At 35.2% G+C, this 25519-nt stretch carries 23 protein-coding genes and 2 pseudogenes; 17 read left to right on the forward strand and 8 right to left on the reverse strand.

Going from position 1 to position 25519, the window contains the following annotated elements:
- On the forward strand, positions 1-119 hold a 119-nt coding region (locus QNJ66_RS22055; RefSeq protein ID WP_300510821.1), incomplete at its 5' end, for a transposase.
- Between the two features lie 225 nt (positions 120-344).
- Complete coding sequence (gene ribD, locus QNJ66_RS22060; RefSeq protein ID WP_300510800.1) at positions 345-1436, forward strand: bifunctional diaminohydroxyphosphoribosylaminopyrimidine deaminase/5-amino-6-(5-phosphoribosylamino)uracil reductase RibD; 1092 nt, start codon at positions 345-347, stop codon at positions 1434-1436.
- Positions 1437-1464: 28 nt separating this feature from the next.
- Here ribD and QNJ66_RS22065 read toward each other — a convergent pair whose 3' ends face one another.
- On the reverse strand, positions 1465-2079 hold the full coding sequence (locus QNJ66_RS22065; RefSeq protein ID WP_300510801.1) for a restriction endonuclease subunit R: 615 nt from the start codon (positions 2077-2079) through the stop codon (positions 1465-1467).
- Between the two features lie 142 nt (positions 2080-2221).
- On the opposite strand from QNJ66_RS22065, the gene QNJ66_RS22070 reads away from it, so the two are divergent.
- The 4 genes from QNJ66_RS22070 (at position 2222) to rpmF (ending at position 4943) form a co-directional block, all read left to right on the forward strand.
- On the forward strand, positions 2222-3862 hold the full coding sequence (locus QNJ66_RS22070) for a glycosyltransferase family 39 protein (RefSeq protein WP_300510802.1): 1641 nt from the start codon (positions 2222-2224) through the stop codon (positions 3860-3862).
- Positions 3863-3903: 41 nt separating this feature from the next.
- The gene (locus QNJ66_RS22075) at positions 3904-4413 is read left to right on the forward strand and encodes a hypothetical protein (protein WP_300510803.1); all 510 of its coding nucleotides are present in this window, start codon (positions 3904-3906) and stop codon (positions 4411-4413) included.
- A 39-nt stretch (positions 4414-4452) separates the two neighbouring features.
- The gene (locus tag QNJ66_RS22080) at positions 4453-4689 is read left to right on the forward strand and encodes an EF-hand domain-containing protein (RefSeq protein WP_300510804.1); all 237 of its coding nucleotides are present in this window, start codon (positions 4453-4455) and stop codon (positions 4687-4689) included.
- 77 nt (positions 4690-4766) lie between these two features.
- Positions 4767-4943, forward strand: coding sequence for a 50S ribosomal protein L32 (rpmF, locus tag QNJ66_RS22085; protein ID WP_300510805.1), 177 nt, complete (start codon positions 4767-4769; stop codon positions 4941-4943).
- Between the two features lie 61 nt (positions 4944-5004).
- Here the strand turns inward: rpmF and pta are convergent, their stop codons facing one another.
- From pta to QNJ66_RS22105, 4 genes are all read right to left on the reverse strand, one after another.
- Positions 5005-7101, reverse strand: a complete 2097-nt coding sequence (gene pta, locus QNJ66_RS22090; protein WP_300510806.1) for a phosphate acetyltransferase — start codon at positions 7099-7101, stop codon at positions 5005-5007.
- A gap of 233 nt (positions 7102-7334) precedes the next feature.
- A complete protein-coding gene (locus tag QNJ66_RS22095; RefSeq protein ID WP_300510807.1) occupies positions 7335-7970 on the reverse strand; it encodes an SH3 domain-containing protein in 636 nt (211 codons plus the stop codon).
- Between the two features lie 114 nt (positions 7971-8084).
- Positions 8085-8699, reverse strand: coding sequence for a DUF938 domain-containing protein (locus tag QNJ66_RS22100; RefSeq protein WP_300510808.1), 615 nt, complete (start codon positions 8697-8699; stop codon positions 8085-8087).
- Positions 8700-8749: 50 nt separating this feature from the next.
- Entirely contained in the window at positions 8750-9976 is a 1227-nt protein-coding gene (locus QNJ66_RS22105) for a methionine gamma-lyase family protein (protein ID WP_300510809.1), read from the reverse strand.
- A 239-nt stretch (positions 9977-10215) separates the two neighbouring features.
- On the opposite strand from QNJ66_RS22105, the gene QNJ66_RS22110 reads away from it, so the two are divergent.
- The 7 genes from QNJ66_RS22110 (at position 10216) to QNJ66_RS22140 (ending at position 16347) form a co-directional block, all read left to right on the forward strand.
- Positions 10216-11040 carry an acyl-CoA desaturase gene (locus tag QNJ66_RS22110; RefSeq protein ID WP_300510810.1) on the forward strand — a complete coding sequence of 275 codons (825 nt, stop codon included), beginning with the start codon at positions 10216-10218 and terminating at the stop codon, positions 11038-11040.
- A gap of 410 nt (positions 11041-11450) precedes the next feature.
- Complete coding sequence (locus QNJ66_RS22115; RefSeq protein WP_300510811.1) at positions 11451-11735, forward strand: RNA-binding protein; 285 nt, start codon at positions 11451-11453, stop codon at positions 11733-11735.
- A 196-nt stretch (positions 11736-11931) separates the two neighbouring features.
- Positions 11932-12117, forward strand: coding sequence for a 30S ribosomal protein S21 (gene rpsU / locus QNJ66_RS22120; protein ID WP_007307493.1), 186 nt, complete (start codon positions 11932-11934; stop codon positions 12115-12117).
- A 134-nt stretch (positions 12118-12251) separates the two neighbouring features.
- On the forward strand, positions 12252-13301 hold the full coding sequence (dcm, locus tag QNJ66_RS22125) for a DNA (cytosine-5-)-methyltransferase (RefSeq protein WP_300510812.1): 1050 nt from the start codon (positions 12252-12254) through the stop codon (positions 13299-13301).
- A gap of 340 nt (positions 13302-13641) precedes the next feature.
- Positions 13642-15684: an elongation factor G gene (locus QNJ66_RS22130; RefSeq protein ID WP_300510813.1), complete on the forward strand. Its 2043-nt coding sequence runs from the start codon at positions 13642-13644 to the stop codon at positions 15682-15684.
- 119 nt (positions 15685-15803) lie between these two features.
- On the forward strand, positions 15804-16091 hold the full coding sequence (locus QNJ66_RS22135; protein WP_300510814.1) for a BrnT family toxin: 288 nt from the start codon (positions 15804-15806) through the stop codon (positions 16089-16091).
- On the forward strand, positions 16075-16347 hold the full coding sequence (locus QNJ66_RS22140) for a CopG family antitoxin (RefSeq protein WP_300510815.1): 273 nt from the start codon (positions 16075-16077) through the stop codon (positions 16345-16347). The genes QNJ66_RS22135 and QNJ66_RS22140 overlap by 17 nt, the downstream gene beginning before the upstream one ends.
- A 318-nt stretch (positions 16348-16665) precedes the next feature.
- Here QNJ66_RS22140 and QNJ66_RS22145 read toward each other — a convergent pair.
- Positions 16666-18120, reverse strand: a pseudogene (locus QNJ66_RS22145) (IS1380 family transposase); the annotation flags it as partial.
- 500 nt (positions 18121-18620) lie between these two features.
- Here QNJ66_RS22145 and QNJ66_RS22150 point away from each other — a divergent pair.
- The 4 genes from QNJ66_RS22150 to QNJ66_RS22165 all read left to right on the forward strand — a co-directional run bounded on the left by QNJ66_RS22150 (position 18621) and on the right by QNJ66_RS22165 (position 24331).
- Positions 18621-19430 (forward strand): class I SAM-dependent methyltransferase, encoded by an 810-nt coding sequence (locus tag QNJ66_RS22150; RefSeq protein WP_300510816.1) that lies wholly within the window; start codon positions 18621-18623, stop codon positions 19428-19430.
- Between the two features lie 249 nt (positions 19431-19679).
- On the forward strand, positions 19680-23345 hold the full coding sequence (gene smc / locus QNJ66_RS22155; protein ID WP_300510817.1) for a chromosome segregation protein SMC: 3666 nt from the start codon (positions 19680-19682) through the stop codon (positions 23343-23345).
- Positions 23346-23429: 84 nt separating this feature from the next.
- Entirely contained in the window at positions 23430-23774 is a 345-nt protein-coding gene (locus QNJ66_RS22160) for a phasin family protein (RefSeq protein WP_300510818.1), read from the forward strand.
- Positions 23765-24331, forward strand: a complete 567-nt coding sequence (locus tag QNJ66_RS22165) for an FKBP-type peptidyl-prolyl cis-trans isomerase (protein ID WP_300510819.1) — start codon at positions 23765-23767, stop codon at positions 24329-24331. The genes QNJ66_RS22160 and QNJ66_RS22165 overlap by 10 nt, the downstream gene beginning before the upstream one ends.
- A 136-nt stretch (positions 24332-24467) precedes the next feature.
- Here the strand turns inward: QNJ66_RS22165 and QNJ66_RS22170 are convergent.
- Both QNJ66_RS22170 and QNJ66_RS22175 read right to left on the reverse strand, forming a co-directional pair.
- Positions 24468-24830 (reverse strand): annotated as a pseudogene (locus QNJ66_RS22170) (Uma2 family endonuclease); the annotation flags it as partial.
- Positions 24831-24909: 79 nt separating this feature from the next.
- Positions 24910-25519 (reverse strand): transposase (locus QNJ66_RS22175; protein ID WP_300510820.1); only part of this gene is annotated, 610 nt, incomplete at its 5' end.

Here is a 25519-nt window from a genome sequence, read left to right on the forward strand (position 1 = left end):
ATCTCATGAAAATTCCTAGTCTTTGGACACATTCCTATTTTGTTTCAACTGCTGGTAATGTTTCCTCTGAAACTATTCGTAGATATATGGAAGAACAACGGCATCATGATACCACTTAATAGATATCTAATGCGTTTCCATGAGTCGATGTTCACGGCATTTAAAAATGCCGAGTCGCGCTTCATCTCCTACTTGAAAGATAGGAGTTTTTGCGCTCCCGTATTTGGTGATAATTATAGCAACTTAAAATATTAAGACTTAAAATGGGTTAACTTCCCACACTCCCCGTCTTCCCACACTCAAATGAAGCAAAATATTGATACACCCAATTAAAAATTGCTATTATGAGCCAAGAAAATTTTGATCAACAAATGATGCAACGCTGTTTAACCTTAGCCCGTAAAGCTAGTGGTTACACTTCTCCTAACCCGATGGTGGGGGCGATTGTAGTGAAAAATGGCCAAGTTATTGGGGAGGGGTTTCACTTCAAACCCGGCGAACCCCATGCAGAAGTTTTTGCTTTACGAGATGCCGGGGAAAATGCGGCAGGAGCGACGGTTTATGTCAATTTGGAACCCTGTAACCATTATGGTCGTACACCTCCCTGTACAAAGGCTTTAATCGCTGCTAGAGTGGCTAAAGTGGTGGTGGGTATAGTTGACCCCAACCCCTTAGTCTCGGGTAAAGGTATTGCCAAGTTACGAGATGCCGGCATAGAGGTGAAAGTTGGGGTAGAAGAAATTGCTTGTCGTCGTCTCAATGAAGCTTTTTGTCACCGTATTGTTCATCATAAATGCTTTGGTATCCTCAAATACGCCATGACCCTTGATGGTAAAATTGCTACCAGTACAGGCCATAGTGCTTGGGTGACGGGAACCACGTCTCGGCAATTGGTTCATCAAACTAGGGCTGGTTGTGATGCCGTGATTGTTGGGGGTAATACTGTACGACGGGATAACCCCCATTTGACTGTTCACGAAGCTACGGGGCGCAACCCTTTGCGAGTGGTGATGAGTCGGAATTTACATCTACCTCAAGAAGCTAATCTCTGGAATGTTAACATTGCACCTACCCTTGTCTTTACGGAATGGGGACAAAATCCTTCTCTACAAGCAGATTTACGCAACAAAGGGGTTGAAGTGCTAGAATTATCCCCGTTAACTCCTTCCCAGGTAATGGATGTCCTCTACGAACGTCAATTATCTAGGATTTTGTGGGAATGTGGTGGCGTTTTGGGGGCGCAAGCTATCAGGGAAGGGGTGATTCAAAAAATTATGGCTTTTATAGCCCCGAAAATTATCGGTGGGGTTTCTGCTGCTTCTCCTGTGGGTGATTTAGGCTTAGAAAAAATGTCTGATGCTTTATCATTACAAGATGTTACTATTCGTCAGATAGATCAAGATATGTTAGTTGAAGGATATTTAAAGAAAATTTAGAATTTAATCTAATTTTGTATGAGAATCTTTAAACAATTTTAGCTATTTTTTTGAGAATTCTTAAAACTAGCTCGAGATCATCTCCTCTATCCAGAGAAAAAGAAATAGATTCGCAATAAATAGGGTGATCTTCTCGAATTAGTTTTAGGAACTTAAAATTAGCCCCGTTACTAATTAATCCGAATACAGGTTTATGATGATTAGGACTTCCTAACATATATCCTAATAGTTGTGGCAATCCTTTTTCAATAGAATAAGCTAGTCCTTTTGTTTCTACTACTAAAATCCAAAATTCTGGTTGAAATACTAATAAATCTAATCTACCCCGAATGGAAAGATCATCTTGTTCTGAAATTTCTACAGTTTTTTCTGCTGTTATGTTAAATGGTGGCAGAAAAAATCCTGCCATTTTTAACAGTGGAGATATTATTACCATTTTAACAATTGTTTCAGCCATTCCATATTCTAAAAGATGACGAAATTCTAATTTAACTTCATCCAAATTTGCTTTTTCTTGTTCTTTTAATTCGGGTAAATTATCACGCCATTCAGAAAATAAGTCGGGACTATCTCTATATTCTAGACCAAATTTTGATTTGAGGTCATGGAGTTGCAGTTGCTCAGCTTGAATAGTTTGTACCATAATAACTATAATTTTTTCAAGTTTAATTAAATAACTATGTTTATTATATAGTAAACGAAAACAAAACTTTATAGGTTGTGACAATCAGATTACTTGTCTTACTCCACCTAGTAAGATATAATATCTTTTAAAAACAAATTTTATGAGCATTTTTAATAAAAACTTTACTTTTTTGAATCGTCCTCCATCTGTATTTTTAATCTTACTAATTGGTTTATTATTCCGTTCATTGATCGCTTTTTGGCTGTTACCTGGTTACGATGAAGGTTATTATTATCTATATACTAAAAATTTAGATTGGAGTTTTTTTGATCATCCTATTTTTGTTGCTTTAACCACTGGTTTTGGTATTTGGTTAACGGGAGTTACTTCTCCTTTTACTTTGCGTATCGGCACGTTGATTTTATATACAGGTAGCCTCTATTTATTATATTTGACCAGTACTAAATTATTTACTAAAAAAGCAGCAAAGATAACGTTAATTTTGGCTTCTATTATTCCTATTTTTCAACTAGCTTTCGGCATTATTACTCTTCCTGATAGTCCTTTGATATTTTTTTGGTCGGCTGCTTTATATTGTGCTGCTGATGAATTTTTTACGAAACGAAATGACACTTATTTACCTAGTTATCGCCTCAGTATTTTGGGTATTTTAATCGGTTTAGCTTGTTTAAGTAAATATCATGGTTTTGTTTTAGGATTTTGTTTAGTGGGTTTTTGTTTGAGTAGTAAAAATCATCGTCATGCTTTAATCTCTCCTTGGACAAGTTTAGGTTTTTTCTTGTTTATTATTACTTTATTTCCTTTATTATTCTGGAATTATCAACACGATTGGATATCTTTACGATTTCAGCTTTTTGACCGCTTTTTACCTGTTCCTAATGCACCGAAAACTACTTATAATTTCTTTAATGCTTTGATAGTTTTATTGGTTAATATTGGTTTATTATTTCCGACTATTGGCTTTCCTTTGTGGTGGGGAGTGGGTAAAGATTTAGTTTTAGACAGTTATCAATTATTATCTCAGCCAAAAATTATCAAAAATTTTAATACTGAAAAATTATTTATCTATTGGATATCGTTACCTTTAACCTTGGGATTAATTATTTTAGGAGGAAAAGAACAAATTCTCGTCACTTGGTCAATGCCGGGTTATTGGAGCATGATTTTATTATTAGGATTGTTTGGGGAACGGTGGTTAAATTATTCAAAAATATGGGTGAAAAGATGGTTGTTTGGTACTGCGATCGCTATTAATACAATTTTGTTATTATTATTGCTACATTTGAATACAGGAATATTTTTTCAATCCCATCAATATGATTTTTTAAAAGGTTTTCTCACCCCGGATGCTGATCCAACAACAGAATTAATTGATGTGGAACAATTAAGAGAAAAAGTCAAGCAATCTCCCCTCTTATTAAACCATTTAAAACAAAGCAATTTTTTATTTACTAATGCCTATTATTTAGCAGGATTAATTGATTTAGCATTAGAACCTTTGCATAATATTCCTGTGACTTGTTTTAGTTATGATAGACGAGGGTTTGACTTTTGGCCAGATACAGATCAATGGCTAGGAAAGAATGCTCTTTATATTACATTAAAACGCTTTCACAAAATACAAGAATTAACCAATGAGTTCCGAGAATTTTTTACAGAAATAAAAGAAATAGGTAAAATAGAAATTGAGAGAGGAGGTGTGGTTGTTAATGTGTTTTATTTCTATGAAGCTAACAACCTTTTGAAACCTTATATATCTACTGAAAACTCTATTAGATAATTTTAAATTTACCAAATAAATCAGAATAATCAAACAAGATCATGGCTAAATTTGGAGCGATTTATTTATCTTTAGAAACGACAGAAAGCTCAATAAAAGAAGTAGATAATCTTGCCGCTATTTTAATAAAAGCAGATTATTTATTTACAGTTCGTTATCATCAAGAAACACCCTGGATACAAATCTATGTTGAGGAACCAGAAAATGTTGTTTTCTACGCTAAAAAAATTGCTAAAATTTTCCCCAATAAAAAAACATTAGGATTAGCAGCTTATACTGTGTCTGACTCCGTAAGTTTTTGTTATTTTCAAGGAGAAGAAATTATCCGTCTTTTACAATCAGGTTTTAACCAAGAAAGACAATGGGAAATCATAGAAGGAGAAAAACAAACATGGGAAGATGAAATATTTAACAAATTAACCCTAAAAATTGGGACGCGGGGAATGGTTAGTTATCATATTCAACAAATTGGAGTATTATTAAATTTACCAGGGTTTGGTATTCCTAAACAGGGCGAACCTTGGACTAAAGAAATAAGACCCCATCCTTAAATACGGGGTTGAAATCAATTAACCCAGGAGTAACTAAAAATGACAATTCCCTTAAACCAAAATCAAACAGAAGAACTACAAAAGTTTTTTGATCAAATTGATCAAGATAATAATGGTAAAATAGATAAAGAGGAATTAAAACAGTTATTAGAAACTATTTGGGGTAACAATACAGACTTTGATATTAACGAAGCGGTGGCATCAATATTTAAAAAATGTGATCTTAATGAAGATGGTTTTATTAGCTTTGATGAATTAGCTTCTTTAGCAAAATAGGATGTAATTGAGTGGCAATTAAAGCAGAAAGTAACCTATAATAGAAAGGTTGTGTAATTATTTTATGTTTAAGTCCTATGGCAGTCCCTAAGAAGAAAACATCTAATAGCAAACGAGATCAACGTAAAGCGCATTGGAAGCGTGTTGCAGCTAAAGAAGCGCAAAAAGCCCTATCTTTAGGTAAATCTGTTCTATCTGGTCGTTCTAAGAGTTTTGTTTATCCTCAAGATGAGGAGGAAGACGACGAAGAATAAAGCTGTTTTGAGTTCATGGGCGATCGCTATTTATGTAGTTTATACTAAAAATCGCGATCGCTTAATTATAACCCGCTTGAATCGCTGTAATCACCACAGTATTAATAATATCTTCTACAGTACAACCCCGACTTAAATCATTGACTGGTTTTTTTAACCCTTGTAAAATCGGACCAATAGCGATCGCACCAGTTTCTCTTTGTACCGCTTTATAAGTATTATTGCCCGTATTTAAGTCAGGAAAGACAAAAACCGTTGCTTCTCCTGCGACTTTTGAATCTGGCATTTTTTGCGCTGCAACAGTCCGGTCAACAGCAGCATCATATTGTATAGGACCTTCAAACAATAGGTCTGGACGGCTTTTTTTTGCCAAAATAGTCGCCTTTTTAACTCGTTCTACATCTTCCCCTATTCCTGAATTTCCTGATGAATAAGAGAGTAAAGCAACTCTGGGAAAAATGCCGAAGGTTTGGGCAGTTTCGGCGGAAATAATTGCTATTTCTGCTAATTGTTCTGCGGTAGGGTTGGCATTAATAGCGCAGTCTCCATATACTAAAATCTTGTCGTCTAAACACATAAAAAATACAGAAGAAACTAACTTATATTTTGGTTGTGTTTTAATCATTTGTAAAGCCGGTCTAATGGTGTTTCCTGTGGTATGAATAGCACCAGAAACCATGCCATCTGCATCCCCTAAATACACCATCATTGTACCAAAATATGAGACATCCATCAACATATCTTTAGCATTTTCTAAGGTAATTCCTTTATGTTTTCTAACTTCATATAAAGTTTGAGTGTAGTCATCTAATTTCGGACTTTTCATTGGGTTAATAATATTAAGACGATTAATATCTAATTGAATACCATGACTTTGTATTGTCTCTTCAATGCGATTTCTTTCTCCCAATAAAGTAACGTCAACGATGTCTTGAGAAGTTAAGGTTGCTACTGCTTTAAGAATACGATGATCTTTGCCTTCTGGTAATACAATATGACGTTTATTTGCTTTCGCGTTTTGAATTAAATTATAAGTAAACATTTTAGGAGTTATTCCCTTAACTTTTATCTTATTAATCAGATTTTCTAAAATAGAAAGATTAACAGATTTATCAAACAGTTCAATACTCCAATTTATTTTTTCTATATCTCTCGGTTTTAAAGAACTATAAATTGTCTGTAAACTAGACGCAGTAGGATAAGTATAAGTATCAACCCAAACTATGGGCAAAGGATTACTCAAACCGGCAATTAATTGAGCAATAGAACTTTCTAAATGACATTCTGTTGTTAAAAGAATACCAGCTAAATTAGGATAATTTGTAGATTGATGTGCTTGCAATGCACCAATAATAACATCCCCTCTATCTGATGGTGTTACCACTAAATCATTATCATGTAATTGAGTAATTGCGTGCTGCATTTGCATAGCAGCAATAAGATAATCAAATACCAAATTATTTAATCTTTTTTCACCGTATAAAACCTTGGCTTTTAACTGTTCTGCTACTTCTCTCATTCTGGGACTATCTAACCTTTTATCATAGGGAATAACTGAAAATAAATAGTTATTTTTCCCGTAGGTTTCTCGTAAAGATTTTGCTAGATTTTTTAGATCAGAATGGGGTACTTTGTTAACAATAATTCCTAAAATATTACAATGTTTTTCTCTGTAAGAATCAGCAACAATTTTCACAGAAAGACTAATTTCTTCTACAGATTTTTGATGACCATTACCTAAAATTAATAGAGAACAGCCTAATGTTTTGGCAATTGCTACATTAATATCAAAAGCAAAAGTAGAATTTTCTCCAACATAATCAGAATTTTCACAAACAATAAAGTCACATTTTTTTTCTAGTTTTTTATATTTAGTAATAATTTTATCTAAAATTTTATCTAGTTTTTCTTCTCCCATAAGATGATTAACTTCAGAATAATATAAACCAAAAGCATCATCATAGGTTTGAGGTAACTTAAAATAGGATAAAATGAGGTCAATATGTTTATCTGGTTTATTATCTATAGGATCTTGAATAATAGGTCTAAAAAAGCCAACTTTAGTGGTTTTTCTAAGAATTAATTCAATAATTCCTAAAGCAATTAAAGATTTGCCAGTACGCGGTTCAATGGTACTTATATAGATAGAATTAGTCATGATTTATATATTAATTTATCAGTAGGTAAGGAAAAAAAGTTGTAAAATAGCTTTGATTAGTCTAGAAATATTAGTAGTGATCGCGTTGCCCCAAGATAGGAATTTATCTAAACTTGTAAGCCGAAATTGAATCTTAATGACTTAGATATTTAGCAGTTGATTAAACCCAGAAAAATTAGCAATTAATCCGACTGTCTCTAATCTAGTTATTGCATAGAAAAGACTGTGCTGCCTTATTCACCACCATCAGCAAAAATAATAAAGTCGCTCCGAATCCAACCAACAGCCCTGGACTTGACAAACTCTACTTTACACCAGTTGAGATCACTCCCTATTGTATCTTGGTCTTCAACACACTCAAGTACCCGCACCTGATCTCCTGTTAGTCCATATTGAGGCGCACTGGAATTAATAGTAGCTTGGGTTCGTACATTAATACGCGAATTAGAATCATTCGCTCTTAAAGTAGAAATACCACGAGCTATATTCGGGGAGGATGTAGAACTACTTTGATTTTGTCCGTAGGGTGCAGTATCCCAATAAACATAGATAGATTTATCAAAAAGACGATAAATTTGTCCTCTGTCTCCTAGTCCAGATTGGCGATAAGCTGCACGACCATTATTATCTTGATAATTCCCTGGTTTATCCCCAACAGGACGTAAATCATAACGTTCACCATTTTCTAGTTGAATTCCCACTGCACCTTGTCTTTGAGAAAAGGTACAAATACCAGAAGAGGTAGCTCTATCTTCCCCCTTCGGATACACATCACAGCGAGCTTCTACAGTATCAGCCTTGACAGGTAAACTAACACCGATGGCAGTAACAATCATGGTCATTACTAACAGTGAATTTTTGAGTTTCATCAGTTAAAAATCTCCTCTCTGAATAAATACACAATATGTATGAAAAAAATCATAAGGACAGATAGAATTTAATCTTTATCATGGTTAGACTTGTTTTCATATTACCTCTATTAGTTATTTCTTCTCAAAAATAACAGATAAATTATTAGCAGGCATTTCAACCTTTTCTTTAAACATCAATCCTTTCTCTTCCGCAACTTTGATAACATCTTCTAAATTTCTTACTCCCCATTCTGGGTTTTGACTGCGTAAAGATTGATCAAAAGATTCGTTACTGGGTGCAGTATGTTTTCCTCCTTGCTTATAAGGGCCATATAAATATAAAATACCTCTTGATGGTAATATTCTATTTGCCCCTTCCATTAACCCTAAACAAGCTGTCCAAGGGGAAATATGAATCATGTTAATATTAACAATTGTAGTGATATTTAGCTCTTGTTTTTCAATCTCCCAACTAGAATTTTCTACATTAATATTAATAGGAGGTTGAATATTATCAATTAAACTTTCTTCTCTCCATGCTTCAATACTATCTCTTGCTATAGGATTAGGATCAGAAGGTATCCAGAGACGAGGACTAAACGCAGGGGCAAAAAAGAGAGAATGTTCACCCGTTCCACTGGAAATTTCTAGGATGTCTCCTGATGATGGAAGTACCCTTAATAAAACCTCTAAAATAGGCTCTCTATTTCTTTGTGTTGCTGGTGCATATTGTTTTAAACTGTTCATAATTACTCCTATGTAAATTAAAGTTTATAAAAATCATGAGCTTAATAATATTAAGTCCCTACAGAATCAGAAATTGCTTCAATAGCTGCTTCTAAAGCTAAAGAAATATGTGTCCAATGAGTCCCCCCTTGACAGAAAACAATGTAAGGTTCTCTTAAGGGTCCATCAGCCGAAAATTCCGAAGTACTACCATCAATAAATGTCCCACCAGCCATCACTAATTTACTCTCATAACCTGGCATTTCTGCTGGTACAGGGTCGAGATAAGAACCCACAGGAGAATAGGTTTGAATGGCACGACAAAAAGCTTTTAACTTCTCAGGAGATCCCAACTTAATGCCTTGAATAATATCCCGACGGGCAACCATAGGGAAAGGGTTAACTTCGTAACCTAATTTATCAAAAACATAGGCAATTAAATGACTTCCTTTCATAGCTTCTCCCACCATTTGGGGGGCTAAAAATAACCCTTGGAATAATAATCTACTTTGATTCAAAGTTGCCCCACCTTCTCGACCAATACCAGGAGAAGTTAACCGACAAGCAGCCGCTTCTACTAATGTTTTCTTTCCTGCAATATAGCCCCCCGTTGTAACAATGGTTCCTCCTAAATTTTTAATCAAAGAACCTGCCATTAAATCTGCACCCACCGCCGTAGGTTCTATGTTTTCTACTAATTCACCATAACAATTATCCACAAAACATACAGTGTTAGAATTTTGTGCTTTGACAATTTTAATAATTTCTTGAATATCCGTAATAGATAAACTAGAACGCCAAGAATAACCACAAGAACGCTGAATTAAAACTAATTTTGTTTCTGGTTTAATAGCAGTTTTTAACCCTTCCCAATCAATTGTTCCCTGGTCGGTTAAGTCTAATTGCCGATAATTAATGTTAAAATCTGTTAAGGAACCTTGACCAGTGCCTCGTAAACCGATTACCTCTTCCAAGGTATCGTAGGGCGCACCGGCCACCGCTAACATTTCGTCCCCTGGGCGAAGTACGCCAAACAAAGCACAAGCGATCGCATGAGTTCCCGATACAAATTGTACGCGAACCATAGCTGCTTCTGCTTGTAGAATCTCAGCCAAAATCTCATCCAAGGTTTCCCGTCCAACATCATCATGACCATAACCAGTTACACTGGCAAAATGATGAACCCCTAGACGGTGATTACGGAAAGCTGTTAAGGTTTTCTTGAGATTTTGCTTGACTTTATGGTCAATTTCCGAAAAAATCGGAATCAGGGCGTTTTCTGCCTCTCTTATAAGCATTAAACTGTCCAATTGTCAACCCCAAACTTTAATCTTGTCGATAGGGATTAATTCAAACTAATGACAAAGTTATGTTCATCCCATTTACTTATACCAAATAAAGGCTTGTATTAGTCATTTAATTGGGAATTTAATTCGGAATTAAATATTAAAATTTTAAAATCTTTGTCACCTAAAAAAAGTTGATACTATCGTCAAGTATAATAAAGATTTGATTACGTTTACATTCAGGTTATTACATGACTGTTGCCACATCTCAAAAACTCCCTTATGACTGGACAATTATTATTTATATGGCATCGATCCATCTCGTTGCCCTACTGGCGTTTTTGCCCGGTAATTTTAGTTGGCAAGCCATAGGTGTCACCCTCTTTTTATATTGGTTAACGGGGGCATTAGGAATTACTTTAGGATTTCATCGGTTGGTGTCTCATCGAAGTTTTCAGTCACCAAAATGGCTAGAATATATATTAGTTTTCTGTGGTACCTTAGCTTGTCAAGGTGGACCGATTCAATGGGTAGGATTACACCGTATTCATCATAAATATTCTGATACTGAACCCGATCCCCATGATTCTAACCGAGGGTTTTGGTGGAGTCATATGGCATGGATGTTACATCAGATTCCTGCTGATAACGATGTACCTCGCTACACTCAAGATATTAATGAAGATCCCTTCTATAAATTCTGTCAAAACTTCATGATTCCTATTCAAGTTGTCTTAGGTTTAATCCTTTATTTTTTAGGAGGTTGGCCTTGTGTCATTTGGGGAATTTTTGTGCGTTTAGTGATGGTATTTCACTTCACCTGGTTTGTGAATAGTGCCACTCATAAATTTGGTTATCAAAGTCATGAATCTAACGATAATTCTCGTAACTGTTGGTGGGTTGCTTTATTAACTTTTGGAGAAGGATGGCACAATAATCACCATGCTTATCAATATTCTGCCCGTCATGGTTTAGCTTGGTGGGAAATTGATATTACTTGGATGACTATTCAAGTTTTACAGTTTTTAGGACTGGCTAAAAACGTAAAATTAGCCCCTGTCTCTGATAATAAATAGTTATTAACTTTGGCAGAAAATTATTTAGCCTCCTCACTGACAAACAGAGGAGGTTTTTTAATCGCCAACAATCAAATAAGTATAAAGAGGTTTACGTGGTAAAGAATCAAGTTTTGTATTAGTTTGTTCTTTAAAATAATAAAAATAGCTATACTTAAAAAACTTAATTATCTTTTTTCATTAACTCTCCCTAACCCGTTCTATAACTAAACGCTTACTTTGAGAAGTTATTCTACACTCCGAAGGCAAGACGAAGTATCAGCAGTTAGAAGTTCCATTTAACAAGAAAATCAATAATCATGCTAGTATGAGATCATAAGAATTATTTTCCTAAGTTGTTGTGTCAATTCCTAATTACAAGCATCTAAGTGAATCTAACTCTCTACAACACTCACTTTAGAGCATTTTTTATGTCAATTTACGTTGGTAACTTATCATACGACGTCACACAAGAAGACCTTACAGAAGTTTTTGCAGAATACGGTACAGTAAAAAGGGTGCAACTACCCACTGATCGAGATACAGGACGAGTTAGGGGTTTTGGTTTTGTGGAAATGGAAACAGAGGACGAAGAAACCGCAGCGATTAAAGCCTTAGATGGTGCTGAATGGATGGAACGTTCCATCAAAGTCAATAAAGCAAGACCGAGAGAAGATCGCAGATCCCAAAACCGAGGTTCCACTCGTCGTTATTAGACTTGATTCTTTAGTTCAAAGTGCGATCGTTATTCTGTTAGACTCTTTTAACTATCAATTGAGAATAACATAAATGAATTGTTCAAGAAGTTTTGAAGAAGGAAGAGGTCTCGGTCAAACCTATTTGTCAAGAGCAATTTTTAAACAGATAAAAGTTGCTGTCCAATAAACCTTAATTCAGGAGATAAGCTTAAATATGACTCAAATTATTCGTGGAGAAAATGAGGGTATTGAATCGGCTTTACGTCGCTTCAAACGACAAGTAAGTAAAGCCGGAATCTTTTATGATATGAAGAAAAATCGGCACTTTGAAACCCCGATTGAAAAACGTAAACGTAAAGCCCTAGCTAAACAAAGACAACGCAAAAGATATTCTCGTTAATAGATAAATAGTCAGGAAATAGTAGGGGTCAACGCTTGTTTACCCTTAATCTGTTGTTATTGTTTATAAAGCCCCGTTGTTAACGACGGGGTTTTAATAAGTATAGTGTAAGAAAAGAATAATAAAACTAAAAGATGAATAATCAAATTAGTTTAATCAAAAGTAAAACAAATAGTTATCTTCCTGAATTACTAGAACGAATTCATAGTAATTATTCTGTTCATAATCACTATAAGAAAAAAAATACATTTAAAATTCTGGACTTATTTGCTGGAATAGGGGGGATGAGAATTGCATTTTCTCGTTCTTACAGTCAATGTGTATTTTCTTCTGAATGGGATAAATACGCACAGAAAACTTATCAATTAAACTTCGGAGAAACACCTTTTGGAGACATTAATAAGATTCATCCTCAAGATATTCCTGACCATGATATTCTCATAGGAGGCTTTCCTTGTCAACCTTTTAGTACCATTGGTAAAAGGGAAGGGTTTCGCCATGAAACCCAAGGTAATTTATTTTACAATATTGCTCAAATTTTAGAAGCAAAAAAACCCTTTTCTTTTCTCTTAGAAAATGTTCCTGGTTTAGTTACTCATGATAAAGGACAAACCTTTGAGATTATCTTGAAAACACTGGATAGTTTAAATTATGATGTTAGATATAGTATTTTAGATGCTGCTTTGTTTAATTTACCTCAAGTCAGAAAAAGAATATATATCGTTGGGTTTTGTCGAGACTATTTAAAAGAAACAGTTAATTTTACTTTTCCAGTGGGTAAGAAAAATAATGTTTTTATCGATCAATTTATTGAAACCAATAAAGAAGGTTATGCAATTAGTAAACATCTACAAAAAAGTTATTTATTCAAAAAAGATGATGGACGACCCCAAATTGTTGATCAAAACTCGAAAATAAAAGTAAAAACTTTTGTGTCTACTTACCACAAAATTCAACGATTAACAGGTACATTTGTCACAGATGGAGAAACAGGATTAAGATTACTTTCAGAGAATGAATGTAAAGCAATTATGGGGTTTCCTAAAGATTTTCAATTTCCCGTTTCCAGAACCCAAATGTATCGACAAATCGGTAATTCTGTTGCTATTCCTGTTATTCATGAAATTGCTGAAAAAATTTATGATTTAATTAAACAACATGGAGATATTACATGGGAAGAATAAACTCCTAAAATTTTAACTTTATTTTATATTTTACTCAAAAAAATCATGAGAATTATTACAATAAAATCATAAATTTATCCCCTATTTGTAGCATTAATTAATAATTATTTTTCTTTCTTAACTAAATATCTGAGTTATTTTAAAAGTCATTGCAAAACGTCTTCTAGAACACCTAAAGTGAAGTTAGACTCGCTATTATTGGAGTTAGATAAAAAACAATGTGAGTTCAATTTTCTGTTATTGCTTAACACTCACAAGATGGGGAGAAAAAAATCATAGATAGGGTTTACCCTTAACCTGCTTGTGTTGAGCTTGAAAATTATCTCCAAGGAGGTATTTAATGAGCGAAAAAGTCCTTGGTAATGTGCGTAATGTGGCCATCGTCGGCCCTTATTCAAGCGGCAAAACCACCCTACTCGAAAGTATATTATCCGTTAGCGGTGCCATTACCCGAAAAGGTAGTATAAAAGAAGGTAATACCGTCAGCGATAGTTCTCCCGAAGCTAGAGATAGACAAATGAGTGTGGAAGTTTCTGCCGCGAGTACCACCCACGATAATATTGAATTTACCTTTTTAGACTGTCCTGGTTCCATCGAATTTGCCCAAGAAACCTATAATGCCTTAGTAGGTGCCGGTGCTGCGATCGTCGTTTGTGAACCCGAAATTAATCGTTTATTAACCCTTGCACCCTTATTAAAATTTCTGGATGATTGGTCAATACCCCATATCATCTATATCAACAAGATGGATCGCTTCAAAGACAGCTTTATGGACGTACTCCACGCCCTAAAAGATGTGTCCACCCGTCCTGTTGTACCGCAACAATATCCCATCCGTCAACAAAGAGAACTCATCGGTTATATTGATTTAATCAGCGAACAAGCTTATCATTATCACCCAGGGAGTCCGGCTGATCCTATTCCTCTTCCCGAACACCTGCAAGCAGAAGAACAAGGGGCCCGTCAAGAAATGTTAGAAGTCTTAGCAGACTTTGACGACCATTTGTTAGAAGAATTAATCGAAGATATTCAACCACCACAAGAAGAAATACTCAAAGATTTAAAGCAGGATCTCAGTGCAGACTTAATTGTACCGGTTTTCTTTGGTATTGCCGAACAAGACTATGGGATACGACCCTTACTGGATGCTTTAGTTAAAGAAACCCCTGCACCCAATATTACAGGAGAACGTCGGGGACTAGAAAACAAAACCGATGGAGAAACCTTAGTACAAGTATTAAAGACCTATTTTACCCCTCAAGGTGGTCAACTTTCCTTGGTCAGAGTATGGCAAGGTGAAGTTAAAGAAGGAATGTCCTTGAATGGGGTTCGCGCCGGTGGTATTTATCGGGTTATGGGACAACAACAAATTCCTATACCCAGTCAAACCGCATCTTTAGGGGAGATCGTTGCCATTGCCCGTTTAGACGGTATTAAAACAGGGGAAACCCTATCCAGTCAAGATCAACCCAGTGAACTGTTACCCAAAGCAGACACTTTAGAACCGGTCTATGCGTTAGCTGTTACTCCTGAAAAACGCAAAGATGAAGTGAAACTCAGTGCAGCCATAGCTAAACTGATAGAAGAAGATCCATCCTTGCATTGGCAACAACACGGGGACACCAAAGAGGTTATTTTGTGGGGACAGGGTGAAATACATTTGAAAGTCGCTTTAGACCGTTTGAGTCGTAAGTATAAACTACCTATGACCACTCATTTACCCCAAGTACCCTACAAAGAAACCATCCGAAACGGGCAGAAAGTTCATGGACGTTATAAACATCAAAGCGGCGGTCATGGGGCCTTTGGAGACGTTCATCTAGATATTAAACCCTTACCCAGAGGAGAAGGTTTCCACTTCCATCAAACCATCGTTGGGGGTGTGGTTCCTAAACAATATATTCCTGGGGTAGAAATGGGGGTTAAAGAATATTTGGATCACGGTCCTTTGGGTTTCCCTGTGGTGGATGTAGATGTTACTTTAACCGACGGTTCCTATCATTCTGTGGATAGTTCTGAACAGGCGTTTAAACAAGCTGCGCGCATTGCTATGACCGATGGAATGCCTTTATGTCATCCTGTGCTATTAGAACCTATTTTATCCGTTAACGTATCGGTTCCTGCTGAATGTACCGCTAAGGTGTTGCAGTTGGTGAGTGGACGACGGGGACAAATTCTCGGTTATGAAAGTTTAACTGAGTGGAAAGGTTGGGATCAAGTAACAGCTTATTTTCCTCAAGCAGAGATGCAAAACTTTATTATTGAACTGCGATCGCTGACTATGGGTGTGGGTACGTTTACCTGGACTTATGACCATTTACAAGAGGTTCCTGATAAGGTTACAAATAAAGTTTTAACTGCTAATGGTAACGGGAAAAATTAAGCTTTTTCTGATTGATTTAGGTTCGTTTTAAAGATTAGGGTAGATTAATCTCTGCCCTTTTTTGTCTAATTGAAAGTTGATTATGCTAGAATAACGGCAAATACATTTATTAACGTCTAATGCAACTATATGAGGTTATTTGGAAAGAGCAATTTGTTGAAAAATTAGCAATCAAGCACGGTGTTACAACGAATGAAGTTGAGGAAATTTTGTTTTCTCGTCCTCATGTTCGTAAAGCACAAAAAGGACGAATAAAAGGAGAAGATTTATACGTTGCTTATGGTCAAACCAATGCAGGTAGATACTTGATAGTCTTTTTTGTTCGCAAAAATAAAACCTCAGCATTACCAATCTCAGCAAGAGACATGACTCAATCAGAGCGTAGATACTATGACAAACAAACCTAATGCAGTCGCCCCCATTCCTGAAGAATTTTCTAGTTACGAAGCAGCAGCAGAATTCTGGGATACTCATGATACAACTGACTATTTAGATGACTTTGAAACTGTAGAATTAGAAGCGGAGTTACAACAGCGACATTTTGAAGTTGAAATTGATCAGGATATTATGGAAGTTTTATCTCAACAAGCTCAAAAAAAAGGTATTGCTATCAGTCAATTAGTAAATGATGTATTGAGAGAAAAACTAGAAAAAGCAGCTTGAAAAAACTGATTGATATCTTCTAGAGGTTTAGTGATGTATAAAAATGAGATACTTGATGAAATTCACAAGTATAGGGATGAATATGCTAAATCATTTGAATATGATTTAAGAGCGATTTTTAATGACTTAACCTGCATTATTCATGAAGAAAAAACAAAACCTAAAAAATAAGAAATTGGCATCAAAAATGATTTTTTATGAAATAGATTTTTTTAAAATCGTGAATCTGGCTAATCCAATCACTAAAAACTAGCGAAAAAGTGGAAAAAATACTCAATTTATGTCATAGAGACACACCAATCCTGTGAGGCATAGATGTTAGGAAAAAGTAAATTGTTGACCCGAAGATAATCGTTGTACCATTAAGAGAATGTCATCCCGAAAAGGACAATGAGCAGCTAATTCTACTAGGGTTCTTCTAACAGAAACACTAACTTTGGCAGCTATTTTTATAATGGTTTCCCTCAGACGAGAAACTTGAGCAGTCGCCAATCTTGTCCCCTGTGCAGAAGCCCGAAGTTCAAGCATTAAAATATAAGCAGCTTGACATAAAAATAAGCGAAATTGATTAACAATAAATTTATGGCAACTGAGACGATCTGCTGATATTCCTAGTTTCAATTCCTTGATTCGATGCTCAGAAGTCGCCCCTCTCTGGACATAAAAATTATCATAAAGTTCTTGGGAATCTGTCTCTAAGTTAGTCACCAAAAATCGAGGATTGCCCCCTTTTTCTAACCATTCTGCTTTCATCACAATTCGACGAGGTTTTTTCCAACTTTTTGCAGCATAATATACATCATCAAATAAACGAGACTTTTCTTGAGTGCGAAAATATTGTAATCGTGCCAGATCAAGGAGATAATTTATTTTTCGTTTTAAAACAGCATTACTGGTAAAACCAAAAACATATTTGACATCTTTTTGTTCGCAAAGATTCATGATTTCGGGTAAAGAAAAACCTCCATCTCCTCTCAAGATTATTTTGACATCAGGCCAAGCTTTTCTTAAACGCCAAAACAACCATCTTAATAATCCTAAAACCCCTTTACCTGCGTGAGAATTCCCCGGTCTTAATTGTACAATTAAAGGATAACCAGTTTTGGCTTCATTAATTAATACAGGAAAGTAAATTTGATGTCTATAATAACCATGAAATAAGCTTAACTGTTGATGTCCATGAGTGTAAGCATCAAATCCATCTATGTCTAATACTATTTCTTCTGGTTTTACGAGATGATTCTGAAGGAATTTGTCGAGAAAAAAACGACGGATTCTTTTAATTTCTTGTTTAGTTATTCCATTTTCTAGTCGACTAATTGTCGCTTGACTGGCTAATAATTCTGCCCCTATTTCGGGGATTTTATAGCAATAGACAGGCTAGTTAGGACACATAAATTATATTTTAAGGGAACAGGGAACAGGGAACAGGGAACAGAAAAATGTCCTAATAGCTTTGGCGACTGCTATATCACAAATAATTTTGAAAATTGGGTCATGACGTAAGTAATTACTATCATTAGTATCTTCATATCCTGCTGCTATTTGATAGATTCTTTGACTTACTAACTGAAGCAGTGAATGTTTGACTTTATGTTGTTCTCTATCGTCGTCTAAGCAAGTTGAAATTCCTTGAGCCACTTTCAGATTTTCTTCTGCTTGCTTAACCAATAATAATCCGACATCTGAACTTAAGTCTAGTCCCGAAAAATTAACTTTCAATGGTTTCTCTACCTTAAAATTAAAGGGCAGTTTTTCTGAGGACTTTTTCATTGATTATTGATGGGCTTATTTAACTTTTATCCCTTTCTTTATTTTAGCCTAAAATAAAATTTTTGTAAACTATTTTTACCTCTTATTTTTGACAATTAAATAATCAATAGTTAGTAATAGATAAAATTTACAGACTGTTATGGGGTTCAAATCTCAATATTCCTGACTGCATAAGGCTTTCAGGCTTGTTTTCAAATCTCTCATGAATAATACAGGTTAGATGAATTAGCAAGAAAAGCATTAAATGATTCATCACAAGGAAAAACAAAGAAAATAGGATTTGATGAAATATGAAGTCAGAATTATAAGATTTTATTAAACTATAGCATTTCCCATAGCTGTGAGGTACACTTTAAGTGACTCTATTTTTCTTTTGTTAAATCTTCCACAATATTCAATGGAAAAACTATGTACCTCATAAGTCTGGGAAATGCTATACTTAAGCTTAATAGTTTAAATTTAACAAAAGAGTAAATCTTATTTAAAATCAGGATTAATCTATGCCATCAATTGAACAAAACAAAAAAAGATGGAATACTTATTATGACTGGAAAGACAAAGGTAACGAATGGTCATCAAGTTGGGGTGGTGTTGATATCCAATGGTACGGAACAATTCTACCTCGTATTCACCGATTTATACCTACAGGAACAATTTTAGAAATAGCACCAGGTTATGGTAGATGGACAGAATTTCTTAAAGAATATTGTGAGCAGTTAATTATAGTTGATTTATCTGAAAAATGTATCGAAGAATGCCAAAAAAGATTTAGTTCTTGTTCAAATATTACTTACTTAGTAAATGATGGTAAATCACTTGATATGATTGCAGATGAATCCATAGATTTTGTATTTAGTTTTGATTCTTTAGTTCATGCTGAAAAAGAAGTAATAAACTCCTATCTTCAACAGCTATCTACAAAACTTACAAAAAATGGTGTAGGTTTTATACACCACTCTAACTTAGGGGAATATTCAAATTATTATTCTTTATTAGGAAAAATTTTAAGACCACTTCCAAGAGGAAAAGAATTCTTAAGAAGAAAATATCAAATTACAGATAATCCTCACTGGAGAGAATCAAGCATGACAGCTAAAAATTTTGAACAATATGCTAAAGATACTAACTTACAATGTATTAATCAAGAAATAATAAACTGGGGAAGCAAAAATTTAATTGACTGTTTATCTACATTTACAAAGAATAATTCTAAATGGAAATCTAATAATAGAATAATGAGAAATAACAAGTTTATGAGAGAAGCAAAATATTTAAAAGAATTATCTAAACTATATGGAAATCGCTGTTAAATCGAAATTTCCTAATAGCAAATTAATTATTTGTTCTAGATCGTATTTTCTCATCGCTCATGTTTATTTGTATGAGGAGAACCCAAAAACCACTTTTTTCAGTATCATTAATCAGTGAATTTTTATTAATTTGACTAAGCTTTTCTTTTTTTTCCGAAACTTTTGTACCCCTAAAGGAGTCGTAAGCTGTTAAACTAGATAGATTAAGCACTTAGTTTAACCTCTCCTTAGATTATCATTACTGCGCCTATGGTTCATGTTAAGCGCATCGAATTATCTCATTTTAAATCTTTTGGTGGCACCACTGCCATTCCTTTTTTACCTGGGTTTACGGTGGTCTCTGGTCCCAATGGGTCGGGTAAGTCTAATATACTCGATGCTTTATTATTTTGCTTGGGTTTGGCTACGTCTAAGGGAATGCGGGCCGAACGATTACCGGATTTAATTAATCATAATCATAGCAATAATCGCAAGACAAAAGAAGCTTATGTTTCTGTTACTTTTGATGTTTCAGATTTGACAGATTTGGAAGAATTTAGTCGAGATAATCCTCCTATTACTAAAATAGCATTAACAGAAGCAAATAGCAATAATGGTAATGGAAATAATGTTGAAGAAACAAACACAGAAAATAGTTTAATTGCTAGTAGTGAATGGACTGTTACTCGACGTTTACGGGTGACAAAAGGGGGAAGTTATTCGTCAACTTATTATATTAATGAGCAACCTTGTAATGTTAGTCAACTCCATGAACAATTAAACCGTTTGAGAATTTATCCTGAAGGTTATAATGTTGTGTTGCAAGGGGATGTGACTCGCATTATTAGTATGAATGGTAAAGAAAGAAGGAATATTATTGATGAGTTGGCCGGGGTGGCAGAATTTGACCGTAAAATAGAAAAAACAAAGGAAACCTTAGAAGAAGTTCGGGAACGGGAAGAACGTTGTCAGATTATTGAAACGGAGTTAAAACGTTCTTTGGAACGGTTAGCTGCTGATAGAATTAAAGCAGAAAAATATCAGAAATTGAAAAAACAAATTCATGAAAAACAAGGATGGGAAACGGTCTTAGTTTGGAAGTTATTACAGCAAAAAATATCTCGTTTGAAAACTCAAATTACTACGGGGGAACAGGAAGAACAAAAATTAAATCAAGCTATTAATGATTTGGCTGAAAATATTCAAGAAAATACTGCTAAATTAGAAGAATTAAACCTGCAAGTTAAAGCACTAGGAGAAGATGAACAGTTAACTATTGCTTCTCAACTTGCTACTCAAAAAGCACAACGAAACCAAAGAGAACAAAGACAACAAGAATTAAATGATTTAATTATACAGACGGAAAAAGAAATTAGTGAAACTGAAACAATTATTAGCCAACAAAAACAAACTTTATCCCAACTAACTCAGAATAGTAATAGTTTACAACAAGAAACTTTGCCTCTGCTAAAAGAACAAAGAGATAGAACTTATCAAACCTTAGAAATGGTTAGACAACAAGCAGCAGCAGTTGCGGAAGCGTCTGATGCTTGGGTACAAGAACAGGCAAAATTAAGTCGTCAAATTTCTACTTTACAGGATACATTAAATCCTCAGTTAACCCAACAAGCACAGTTAAAAGAACGTTATCAACAGTTGCAAAATAATATTAGTGGCGAAAGTAAACAACTAGAAAATATTGATTTAGAATTAAACAGTCAAGAACAAGAATTTAAACAATTATCCATTCCCCATGAAGAAAAAATACAACAGCTTGCTCAACAATTATCAACCGCAGAACAAGATAAAAGCATTCTCCAAGAAACCCAAACTCGCTTAGATAAAGAATATCGAGAAAAACAAAGACAATTAGATCGTTTAGAAGCTTCTCAGCAAGCACAAAAAGAAGCTCAAGGAACCTATGCAACCCAACTGATTCTAAGTTCAGACTTACCTGGTGTTTGTGGTTTAGTAGCACAACTTGGACAGGTTAAACCGACTTATCAATTAGCCTTAGAAATTGCTGCTGGATCACGTTTAGGACAAATAGTAGTCGAAGACGATACTATAGCTGCTGCTGGAATTAAGCTCTTAAAACAAGCAAAAGCAGGACGGGCAACGTTTTTACCATTAACAAAAATTAGACCCTATCGTGGACAAAACAATGAAAGTTTACGCCATGCACAAGGGTTTATTGATTTAGCTGTTAATTTAGTGCTTTGTCGTCCTGAACATGAAAAAATATTTTCTTATGTTTTTGGTAATACTGTTGTTTTTGAAACCTTGAATGATGCCAAATATCATTTAGGAAAACAGCGTATTGTTACTCTGGAAGGAGACTTATTAGAAACCAGTGGTGCGATGACGGGAGGAAGTCGTCCTAAACGTTCTTCGATTCGTTTTGGAACTTTAGTTCAGGGTGAATCTCAGGAAATTAAATCCTTAAAACAAAGATTAGCTGATTTAGAAGAGTTATTATCTCGTAACCAGCAAAAATTACAACAAAAATCTGAACAAATTAAACAATTATCTGATGAGTTAACCGAAGCAAGACAAAGTGGACGAGAACAACAATTAAAACGTCAACAGTTAGAAAAAGAACTTAAACGACTACAAGAACAAAAACAAAAATTAAGCTTACAGTTATCTCGTCATAAACAAGAATCAGAAACCTTATATAGTCAATTAAAAATTATTGCTGCTGAAATTCCCCCATTAACTATAGAATTACAACAAAAACAAGATAGACTTAAACAATTAGAAGAATCTCATAGTCATAGCGAATGGCAAGAAATTCAAACCTTAATTAAAAGTCAAGAGATCCAACTACAAGAAAGAGAAAAAGAACTACGTCAAGGAGAAAATAAACTACAAGAAATTGACCGTCAATTGTCTTCTTTAGAGGAAAAAATCAAAGAGAATTATAACAAAATAGAATCACAAAAAGAAAACACCGTCAAGTTAAACACTGAGAAAATTGACATTAATAAACAGTTAGAAACTATCAAGGATAAAATTAGTAACTTAGAAACTGTCTTAGCAGAATTAACACAAAAATTAGGGGAAACCAAAAAAGAACGAGATAGTCTAGAAGAACAATTAACAACCATCAAGAAAAATCATCAACAAAAAATATGGAATTTAGAAAAATTACAAATCACTCAACAGGAAAGAAAAGAAACATTAATTACTCTAGAAGAAGAACAAGAAAGCAAAAAAAATGAATTACCAGAACCCTTAGCAGAAGTACCCTTACTCTCAGAAATTGATGAAACTACCACAGATTTAACTCCCCATATCGAACAATTACAAAAAGAAATTCGTAACGGACAAAAACGCTTAGAAGGGATGGAACCCGTTAATATGTTGGCCTTAGAAGAACATCAAAAAACCCAAGAAAGATTAAACGAACTCACCGAAAAATTGACCACTATTCAAGGAGAAAGAACCGAATTATTACTAAGAATAGAAAACTTTACCACCCTAAGATTTAGGTCTTTCAAAGAATCCTTTGACGCTGTTAATGAGAACTTTCAAAACATTTTTGCAACCCTCTCCCAAGGAGACGGATACTTACAATTAGAAAACGAAGAAGATCCCTTTCAAGGAGGATTAAATCTCGTCGCACACCCCAAAGGAAAGCCCGTACAACGCTTAAGTTCTATGTCAGGGGGAGAAAAATCATTAACCGCTTTAAGCTTTATTTTTGCCCTACAAAGATACCGCCCTTCTCCATTTTATGCCTTCGATGAAGTAGATATGTTTTTAGACGGGGCCAATGTTGAAAGACTCTCAAAAATGATTCAAAAACAAGCACAACAAGCACAGTTTATTGTTGTTAGTTTACGTCGTCCTATGATCGAAGCATCTCAAAGAACTATCGGCGTAACTCAAGCAAGAGGGGCTTATACTCAGGTTTTAGGTATTAAAATATAACAAAAATTAGTTTTAAACTGATAGCTAAAGACTGAGAATTTGTTAAATTAATAAAGGAAATAAAATAACCCCAAAGTCACCATTATGGCTGAAGATAAAAACAACAGAAACGATAATGATTGGATTAAACAGCTAGTCCTCATGGGCATTGGTACAACCTCACTAGCTGCGGAAAAATTAAAAGAAGTCAGCGAAGAATGGGTCAAAGAAGGTAAAATTAACCCAGATCAGGCACAAGGTTTCGTTGACGATATCATGGACCAGATCAAAACAGGACAAGGTAACTTTGAGAACAACATGGAACGTGAATTACGTAATATGTTGCAAGACTTAGGGGTTCCCCGTCAAACCGAAGTCGATGAGTTACGTGGAAGAATCGATCGCCTAGAAAGACAAGTGAGGGACTTAGAAAACAAATTATGGCGTTAAAAACAGCTAGTAAAGGAAAAAATCGATCCATGCGCGAAATTTTCATTAGTTTCGGGGTTATTGCCGGTTTTAGTTTATTGTTACTACTAAATTCTTTTTTTGGTAACTCCAACAAACAAACAGCGATCGCCTCAGAAAATACCTCCAACATCACTAAAGAGACACTCATGGCTTTAAATATTAATAACAGAGAAATTACCCAAGAAGAGATAGAGAACGCCCTTACCACCGAGTCTGGACTCAAATACATTGACCTTAAAGTAGGGGACGGAGACAGTCCACAAAAAGGACAAAATGTTACAGTACACTACACCGGAACTCTAGAAAATGGCAAAAAGTTCGATAGTTCCCGCGATCGCAACCAACCCTTTTCCTTTAAAATTGGTGTAGGACAAGTGATCAAAGGATGGGATGAGGGAGTTGCTTCGATGAAAGTAGGTGGCCAACGTCTCTTAATTATTCCCCCCGATTTGGGTTATGGTTCCCGAGGTGCCGGTGGAGTAATTCCTGGCAATGCAACCTTAATTTTTGATGTGGAATTATTAGGTACTAAATAGTTCAAAAGTTTTCAGTGAGCAGTTATCCCGGGATGTCGGGGTGAAAACCTCCGTTACACAAACATTAACGATGGGATGAAACCCCGACCAACAAATATAGCAGTCGAAGCATAGATTAGGAAATGTTAGAATAAACTCAGTCCCAAACTCGCTTTAGATTAAGGCTAAACCCCGGTAACACCGTTTCTCCAGATAACTGATTGGGATTTCCCAACGCTTCCACTTCTTGCCCCGAACGGTAAATCTCCACTTGTTTATTTTTCGGGTTAATCAACCAACCCAACTTTGCCCCATTCTCCCTATATTCTTCCATCTTGGCTCGCAGGTCTTTGAGGGGATCATTTTTGGAACGCAACTCTACCACAAAGTCGGGACAAAGGGGAGCAAAACCTTGACGTTGTTCTGGGGTAAGAGCATCCCAACGAGCTTGACTCACCCATGAAGCATCAGGAGAACGATTGGCACCATTGGGTAACTCAAATCCCGTAGATGAGTCAAAAGCTTCGCCATTGCCCCCTTCTTCCTCAATCCATCTAACCAGAAATTGACATACTCCCACCACTAATTGCTCCGCTAAGCTACGCAATATAGTGGGGGATTCTCTCCGTATCACTACTAGAGATTCCTTGTTCAACGAGACAACTTAGATTATCAATGTTACCATTAACAACCCAGAGGTCGGACTCTCCCAAGGCTATGGAGTCGGTTTCGATATGCCCTACCGTACCGTTGAGATAATTTCCCAAATATTTCAAACCCCTTTTAAGTATATTAATTGCTGCGTTATGATCCCTATCTAAGACTGTTTTACAATTAGGACATTGATGAGTTCTGGTACTTAATGACTTCTGAACTCTTGTACTACAAACTGAACAGTCTTGAGTGGTGAAATGGGGAGGTACAGCAATACAAACAATGCGATAAATCTTAGCAAAATAATTCAACCATTGGGTGAATTGATACCAAGACGCATCAGAAATAGATTTAGCAAGTTTACGGTTTTTAACCAAGTTTCTAACTTTTAAAGCTTCATAGACCACCAGATCATTAGACTGGACTAACGCCAAAGCATCTTTAATTGCTTTGTCTTTACGCTGTCTTGATACTTTAAGATGAAGCTTGGCTACTTTTACCCGTTGCTTGTGATAGTTGTTAGACTGTCTCGAACCTTTACGGAACCGTTTTGAT

The sequence above is a fragment of the Crocosphaera sp. genome, assembly GCF_030064895.1.
GTDB lineage: Bacteria > Cyanobacteriota > Cyanobacteriia > Cyanobacteriales > Microcystaceae > Crocosphaera.